Annotated in this window: 10 protein-coding genes; 3 read left to right on the top strand and 7 right to left on the bottom strand. The window is 40.4% G+C overall.

Annotated features, from left to right (window positions below):
* Nucleotides 1-528: 528 nt before the first annotated feature.
* On the bottom strand, nucleotides 529-1,566 hold the full coding sequence (locus tag L4C34_RS20215; RefSeq protein ID WP_428791105.1) for an IS110 family RNA-guided transposase: 1,038 nt from the start codon (nucleotides 1,564-1,566) through the stop codon (nucleotides 529-531).
* Between the two features lie 473 nt (nucleotides 1,567-2,039).
* Here L4C34_RS20215 and L4C34_RS20210 point away from each other — a divergent pair, with 473 nt between their 5' ends.
* Together L4C34_RS20210 and L4C34_RS20205 are read left to right on the top strand one after the other, a co-directional pair.
* A complete protein-coding gene (locus L4C34_RS20210; RefSeq protein WP_428791104.1) occupies nucleotides 2,040-2,450 on the top strand; it encodes a hypothetical protein in 411 nt (136 codons plus the stop codon).
* 366 nt (nucleotides 2,451-2,816) lie between these two features.
* On the top strand, nucleotides 2,817-3,653 hold the full coding sequence (locus tag L4C34_RS20205) for a substrate-binding periplasmic protein (RefSeq protein ID WP_428791103.1): 837 nt from the start codon (nucleotides 2,817-2,819) through the stop codon (nucleotides 3,651-3,653).
* Nucleotides 3,654-3,704: 51 nt separating this feature from the next.
* Here the strand turns inward: L4C34_RS20205 and L4C34_RS20200 are convergent, their stop codons facing one another.
* The 6 genes from L4C34_RS20200 to L4C34_RS20175 all read right to left on the bottom strand — a co-directional run bounded on the left by L4C34_RS20200 (nucleotide 3,705) and on the right by L4C34_RS20175 (nucleotide 7,426).
* Nucleotides 3,705-3,917 carry a hypothetical protein gene (locus tag L4C34_RS20200; protein WP_428791102.1) on the bottom strand — a complete coding sequence of 71 codons (213 nt, stop codon included), beginning with the start codon at nucleotides 3,915-3,917 and terminating at the stop codon, nucleotides 3,705-3,707.
* Nucleotides 3,917-4,042 (bottom strand): hypothetical protein, encoded by a 126-nt coding sequence (locus tag L4C34_RS20195; RefSeq protein ID WP_428791101.1) that lies wholly within the window; start codon nucleotides 4,040-4,042, stop codon nucleotides 3,917-3,919. Before L4C34_RS20195 ends, L4C34_RS20200 begins: the two co-directional genes overlap by 1 nt.
* Nucleotides 4,043-4,273: 231 nt before the next feature.
* Nucleotides 4,274-4,690, bottom strand: coding sequence for a hypothetical protein (locus L4C34_RS20190; protein WP_428791100.1), 417 nt, complete (start codon nucleotides 4,688-4,690; stop codon nucleotides 4,274-4,276).
* Nucleotides 4,691-4,893: 203 nt separating this feature from the next.
* The gene (locus tag L4C34_RS20185) at nucleotides 4,894-5,292 is read right to left on the bottom strand and encodes a hypothetical protein (RefSeq protein ID WP_428791099.1); all 399 of its coding nucleotides are present in this window, start codon (nucleotides 5,290-5,292) and stop codon (nucleotides 4,894-4,896) included.
* A gap of 732 nt (nucleotides 5,293-6,024) precedes the next feature.
* Nucleotides 6,025-6,438, bottom strand: a complete 414-nt coding sequence (locus L4C34_RS20180; protein WP_428791098.1) for a hypothetical protein — start codon at nucleotides 6,436-6,438, stop codon at nucleotides 6,025-6,027.
* Nucleotides 6,439-6,700: 262 nt separating this feature from the next.
* Nucleotides 6,701-7,426, bottom strand: coding sequence for a substrate-binding periplasmic protein (locus tag L4C34_RS20175; RefSeq protein ID WP_428791097.1), 726 nt, complete (start codon nucleotides 7,424-7,426; stop codon nucleotides 6,701-6,703).
* Between the two features lie 164 nt (nucleotides 7,427-7,590).
* Here L4C34_RS20175 and L4C34_RS20170 point away from each other — a divergent pair.
* Nucleotides 7,591-7,808: transposase (locus tag L4C34_RS20170; RefSeq protein WP_428787760.1), on the top strand; the 218-nt coding region annotated here is incomplete at its 3' end.

Genomic DNA, 7,808 nt, shown 5'->3' with positions numbered 1-7,808 from the left:
GTGCTTTGAAGTAAGAGCATAATCAGAATTTGCAAAGAGAATAAAAGATGACACAACGGTTAGACCACCAGATTGAAGACCTGTTGCCCCAAACAGCAACGTAATATGCTTTTAGTTTTGTGAGGACAGTCTGGCGCACACCTCATCCTAGAGCTGAGACTAATGACAGTCTCTAATAGACTCTGAATATATTAGCGCAAATCAGCCCGTTATCTTGAACTTCACTTGCAATAACGGGACGTACCATATATTGGGGCAGATATGAGATAGCTCGTGTCTAGCTATTCACGCCTTTAAAGCCAAAAATTGATCAAACTTATGTGGACTCCCCGTTGTCAACAATAAAAATCAGCAATAAGATATCAATGCACACTTATGTACGAGCTCTAACTGAGTAGCTATCTCAGGCTCAATGATAATTATGCGGGCTAGGAGCAAATCTATATTGCGAGCTCTAAGCTCTTCGTTTGAAGCTGCTTTCTCTAGCGATTTGTCATCTTATTTGAATTTTTACTGCTTAGACTCAGTTTAATGGCTGATCAGTTCAGCTTTATATTCAGTGCCATGGTTTAACATGGAAAAAGCTGTTCTAACGTTTTTGTTAGCTAATGCGACTGCGGCGCATTTCTTACCTCTGCRCTCCATGAGCTCTTTAAGCCAAAGTTCCTTCTTAGTTTTTGGGACCCGACTAGACAAACTTCTTACTACAGCCATTGATCCAGTAATCAATTGACTCCTCAAGATGCTATTCCTAACCCGTCGACCAATTGAACCCAGTTTAACTTTTCCTCCTGATGAATGCTGAATTGGCGTCAATCCTATGTAGGCCGCTGCATTTTTTCCACATGAAAATGTTCCTGAATCAGCACACCCTAGTGCAATATATAAATTGACTGCATTTATAACCCCAACGCCTTCAATTTTGAGTAATTTTTTGCAGTCCGGCTGAGATTGCATGGATTGCTCTAGACAGGTGTCATAACAATTCACTGCTTCCACATGTGAAAGATATTGTTTCCATGCGGTAAAGAGTGCGGTTCGGAATTCATAAGACAACCCGCTTTCTCCATCTTCTAGTGTTGATTCTACACAGCCCGACAAGCCACCATTTTTAGGGGAGGCTTTTATATTGAACTCGGCTAGCAGCGCAGTTATCTGATTTTTAGACGCTGTTTTTTGCTTAACACTGAGCTCCCTTAGACGCATGATCGATTGTAATTGCTGCTGCTCGGTAGATTTGCCTGCACTAAATGACACACCTGGTAGCATTGAAGCTTGAACAATAGCCAGTGCATCATTTCTATCAGTTTTTTGGTTTTGCCTTACAGAAGAGACTAACTTTGGTGAAATGATTCGTGAATCATGCCCTAAAGAATCTGAAAGCTGTTTCCAGTAATTAGAGGTACTACATGCTTCAAATACGATGGTTGCTGGTTGAATGGTGTTAAGCCAAAAAGTTAATTCCTTCGGTGTCATTTCAACATTTGAACGCACTTTTTTGTTTGAGTATGTACAAACTTGGATAACTTTTTTAGCCAGATCTACGCCAATGATTGTTTTGTTCATTTCGGACTCCATTGTTCAACCAGTATATAAATGTAGCTGTTTCAGGGATGGGGAGTCCAATTATCTATATTGTAACTAGACAAACTTTAATGTCTTCTGACAACTGCTGTCGGTAGACAATAAAGTCTGATCGAATGAGCCTAGTTTTGAGCGATTAACAGGCGCAAGGGCGTTAAAGTTTGATCGTTTTTTCTCGTAGAGCTATACGAATAAGCTTAAACGACGACAATAAAGTATGATCAGATTGAGCTTATTTTTGGACAAAAACGAGCTAGGCATAATGACTGTGTCCAGCCCACTCAGATAAGGCAAAGTATTGCAAAATAAACTGAGCGTCCATCGGGAGTAAAGTGTTTTCATTTGAAATCAGGATTGGACATGGCAGGCAGATCGTCTCTGTGAGAATCCGACCACTTTACCTATAACCCTCATACCCTATACTGGATTAGAATAGACTACGTTAGAAGAAAAGTATGAAACACTGGAATATTCATGGTGGGCATGAGTGTCATTTTGAGGGGAGTCTTCTTATCTCTCGAAGTTGGGGACCCTGGAATCTAGAAGCAATTGAATTATACCAATCTCACTGGGTACGAGAGCTAAAAGAAAGCGGCTTAACACACTGGGGATTCTGTATTAATGCCACTGCATGGGAGATGGCCACGCCTGACGCATGGGAAGAGCTCTTCTTATTTATGACTTGGGTAGCTAAAAACGGTTGTCAATTCGGCGGAGTTAGTTTTTCGAAACAAATGATCATAAACATGGTCGATCAAGCTATGGATGAAGCAACGAAAGACCTAGGTATGATATACCAAATATTTGATAATCCAGATAAATGCTTATCGTGGTGCAAGCTGCAAGAAAAAGCCATCATTACGTAGACATAGCCAAATACGAGGAAATTCAGCAGTTGGTTCGGTTTGTCAGGAACTCCAGCCAAACTAAGGTCAATGGTGGTTGATACCTAAAATAATTTTACGCTAACCCCCATGATTAACAAGTGAATCTTAGCGTTTAGTTCACCCACTTTTAGTGTAGGTGGTGGAGGGAAGTGTCCATATCATTAACAACGCCTATTCAAGCTCTTTCTTTTTATTGTCAGTTAGAGTCATTTTCATGGTTCTTCGCATGATCAGCTTCTTCTGAAAAATTAAGCATCTTCAATGATCACGGGGATACTCCCTGCATATGAACTAATATTAACAAAACCAAGATACGTGATAAATGGCTAAGTTAGAGGGACTACGGTGTTACAACAAATTTCTGGCAGGGTCATATTGGCCTTATTAATAATCGCCTACCTACCAATAACGCACGCCTCCCCTCGTATAGTAAAAGTTTGCGACGATGTTGGAGAATGGCCACCATATACTTTTTTCAAACGTGACAACATAGGGGAAAAAACTTCAGTGATAAATGGTATCACTGTAGAAATTTTTAACTCTATCTTCTCTGAAGAGACGCTACCCATTGAATTCTCTTTACTGCCATGGAAGCGATGCTTGAAAGAAGCAAAGGGGTTCTCAAAATATAATAAATACGAGATCTTCAACAATGGCATTAGTAATGAATGGAGAGAAAAATATTTCCTGCGAACACACGCCTTATATCATACTACTAATGGTTATTTTTATGATAGCCTCCGCTTTCCTCATGGCCTTAAAGTACAATCGGTTACAGACTTAAACAACTATACTATTTGTGGTGTAGCCGGACACAGTTACGACCTTTATGTGCAAGCGGGGCTCACTAGAGACATAGACACTGGGGCTCATACTAATTATCAAGCTTTAAATAAGATGATTTTGGGGCGATGTGACGTTTTTTTCACAGCGTTGGAACCAATACTAGGAGCTCATGAGCTAGGCTTATTACCCATACCAGAGACTGTGCGCTATGGTACCTTGGATACACCAAAGACAACTTTTTACTCATGGGTTTCTAAAGAATCACCACGAGCGGAAGAGTTAAGGGAGATTATTAATAGTGGCCTTGAAAAGTTGAAAAAAAACTGTCGATATGAAGGGTTTTACCGTAAATATCTACCGCAAGGTTCGAGACTTCCCTTGGAAAAAGGATGTTGATAAGCCGCCGTTATTACTGTTTTTTATCAAAGTGTCCTTTAAATCGAGATGCTATCTTACACGATTATCTTCTATCCCTTTCTCTACTGCGAAAGCTTGTCCCTTTCCTGAGTATACAAAGGCGCATAAGACACAATTATTTTCGGCAAACCATATCATTAAATCATTATTCGTTTCCCAAGCATCTAATGATGCTCCTACCCACTCTCGGCCATCAAGTAAATAGACCCAAGGCTTTTTGTTGCCATCTGACGAGGATAACATTAGATCTTCTGCTTCTCTGAACCACGCAGGCTGCCTTCAGAGTTAGTTTCTCCTATGACTTTAGGATACAGCAGTCGATCTTCAAAACTCATGGTCCATTCACCATGGATATTGCATTCTGCCATCCTTTTTCACCAAATCATATGTGGAACCTAGCTTCATTATAGCGAACGAAAGAGTGGCCATCGAAAGTCGGGAACGGTGCCCCTGTGTGGTCTCATTTCTGGGTAATCTTCGGATTATGTTTAGTAGGGCACACTTGGGTCAGACTCTTGCAACGAACCCCATGAGCTAGGCAACTTAGGGGCATCAACTTTATAGAAATCGCCTGTAAGAGCGATGATCTCGGTGAGAAATTACTTGTCTTGTTTTCTTTTAGCTTCGGCTAACTTGTCTAGGCAGGCTTGATAAGCTTCGTCATAATCAAAAAATAAATGCACTACGCCGTGACCGTCAAGTTCCTTCTCCGTGACGAAGTTTTGTATTTGCTTTGAATGGACTAAGGCCATAAAGATACAGTTGTGATTGCACATCCACTCAATAGCCTTATTAGCTCCTTCCCAAAAGTCTGGCGAACTAAGATCCCATTGACGCGCATCATTTATAAATACCCAACCTTCGATGCAGTTACTATAAGAAAACGTTATGTGTTGCCTCACTTCTTCAAACCATGACTCTGCCGCCTCCTTGTTTGTTGCCCCTATTACCTTTGAATATAAGATTCTATCTTCAAAACGTATAGTCCACGCACCATGAATATTTCTCTTAGTCATCGTTTCTCACCAAGTTGTTGAGAGCATCTAACGCCAGTATAAATCTAGAATATTATTTTTCTTACATATAACTCCCATAAGTTGCCTCTATGTTTAGTGCTAAGTAACCTATGAGTATTTTCTAAAAAATCAAGCACCTTCAATGAACACGGGTATATATGTAACCAAGGCAGTTACACAGAATTATCTACACGGTTTATTCGCTACTTTAAGAGAGCCTGTTCCTGTTTCAAGCACCATTGCAAAGCGTCATCGTAGTCAGAAAAAGCTTCTCTCTTTAACTTACTGGTTTGTACTCGGTAGTGTTCGATAATCATGGATAGTACCTTAGTGCTACACAACATGGCTTCAAAAGCGTAGTTTTTAGTCATCATCCATTCGGTCAGTTCATTTGTGCCCGCCCACATTTCAGGTGTGCATAGCTCCCATAGACGTACGTCAAACATACTGCCCCATGCTCGACCTTGAAAAGATTGCACACAATCTTTTACCGAGTTAGAAAATCCTTCGACAACTTCTTGATTCCATGAGCCGCTCGCTTCTACAAACAGAATATGTCCTTTGGTGTAAACTTTGTATACGCCATGTTTATTATATTCCATGATCACGCGACCTCAGTATCTAACATTGAAAGTATAGTTTTCATCAGCGTTGTTTCCCAAAAGGGTTTTTCACAATACCCGCTCAACTTGAAGGTGCAGGTGAGCTGCTCCTCCAATACTGAGCAGTCCAATCTGATACAAACAGATGTCCACAGACTTCGTTCCAGTTTCGTTCTATCCATCTTACTCACTGGTAAATCACTGAGCAAAGTAAGGCTTTGAAATCTTAAAATGGACTTTTCTTCGGTACATAAAGCCCTTAGGAGCCATAGGACAGAGCTGATATTATGTTTTGGCAATGAACACCTCGAAGTGTAGTGGCATAGTTAATTTGGCCACCTAGTTAGAGGAGACAGGATATTTTCTGAAATACTTTCGACGTTCGCTCAATCAGTTAGCCGATTCTCTAAATACTATCCAAAAGTTCTCGCTGAACGAGCCGATAATGAGTGGGTAAGGCTTACGTGGGTGATAGTCCCGAGCAATGATGTAGAATAGAGGTGTTATATGCTTCTTCGAGAATTTTTATATGCTGTACTGTTTTTATTTCTGATTATGGTGTCATCGATTCAATTCAATTGATATGCATATTTTTATGTCTATATGTTCTCTTGTATTGGCCTGTTCTAGCTAGGTTGATACATCACCCAGCGACATTGGACCGCAGAAGGCTGGACTAAGAAAAATCCGCATGGCAAGAACCTTATAGAAATAGGTGTAAGACGGAAATTATTACTCTTGACGACTCTGAGCCTCAGCTAGCTTTTCTAAGCAGGCTTTGTAGGCTTCATCGAAGTCCACAAAGTAGTGCGAAACATCCTGATTTTCTACTTGAGTTTCGATTGCGAAGTGCTGAACTTTATTGGAAACGATAATTGCTCCAAAGACACAATTATGGTCAATCATCCAATCCGTACTCCTATTACTCGCTTCCCATGAGTCGAGCGACCCTCCGCCCCAGTTTCTACAGTCTATTAATAGAGCCCAAGGGGCCGTATCTTTTTCCGGTGAAGAAAGTATGGTTTCTTTCATTTCATTGAACCAAATGTCACCTAACTCTTTGTTGCTTGCACCTGTAACTTCAGAGTGCAATATCCGCCCATTCAAAGTCATAGGGGCGAACCCATGGATATTTCTCTGCGTCATCTATGGCATCCAATCTTTCGTAAATACTATAACTCAGTATAGACATATAAAGGTTTGTATAAGCGCTCGTCATGCACTTCGGTTTATAGATATACGCTTGCCCAATCTTTCGGATTACTTTTAGTTATCCAAAGTTGGTTCAACTTCATCCCATCACAATGATGCGCTAAACCATTAAGGGGCAAAGCGTATTTCAGGCTCTTAGATACGCTACTGAGAAACGAGAAACTTTCTTGTAAACGGGTATACTGCCACACAAACCTTAATCAACATACTTCGACAGTATCATTTTGATTGTCCCGTCCTTTACTAGCTCTTCAGCTGAACTCTTTAACTTTTTTATCGTTTTTTCATCAGAAAACCTATGGGAAATTTGCAGCTCAGAAGCTTTTCTATTCACTATATATGGCTCACCAAAATCTTCTTTCGAAAAATTCAACTTTTTCATAGTGTAATACATACCAATATCAGCAGAAATAAAGGCATGTAATCGGCCCAATTTCAACATCTTAATGCCTTGTTCAAAGTTTTTAGTCCTAATGAGGTTCATCTTATCGAGCTCTCTATTAGGAAGAAGGGATGCTCCTCGTACAATCCCAACATCTTTCCCCGCTAATTCAGTTAAACTGCTTATATTATTTCCTTTTTGCCCCACAACGATAGTTTTAAAATACAGTAATGGCATGATTCGAATAGTCTTACCCTCTAAAGGTTGGTTGTATGAAAGAAGAGAAAAATCTGATTTCCCAGTATTAAGGTCGTTGACTACTCTGCTGTATGGCTTAAGGATATTTACATACTCTAAACCAGCTCGTTCGGCAATCTCGTTAGAAATCTCATACAAAAACCCTTTCTCTTGACCATTTTCTTTGAATCCAGCGGGGTAAACCTCCAGAGTAGATATACGCAGAACTTTATCGTCAGAACGACCAGTAAAGCTAAATAAGAGGGCACTACAAGTTAATATCGAATATAAAATAAAACGCATAGTCTTTGGCTCAAAAAGGACTCGTATAACAGATACTACTAGCTTAGTGGGTTTCACATTAAGTGAGCTGCCTTTACTACAACATGGCGTTGTTGCCCAAATCGATTGAACCTTTTTCCATCCTTACGATCTGATCTTTTGAGAATGATTGTTGGGATACAAAAATGGGTAAGTCGAAAGCTAAAATCACGAACTGGAGAGCATACAACCAAGCACTCTGTCAGCGTGGCGGGGTTACTTTTTGGATTGACGATTCAGCGGTGAAAGCCTGGAAATGTATGACCCATCACGGCAAGAGAGGTCGAGGGTTTCAATACACCGACACGGCGATTGAAACCGCCCTAATGATAAAAGGTATCTTCTCTCTCCCGCTTCGTGCTCT

Source organism: Vibrio profundum, from assembly GCF_050337555.1.
In the GTDB taxonomy this organism is placed as follows: Bacteria; Pseudomonadota; Gammaproteobacteria; order Enterobacterales; family Vibrionaceae; genus Vibrio; species Vibrio profundum.
Note: the sequence above shows the minus strand (reverse complement) of the source record. Positions and strands in the feature narration are given on the sequence as shown.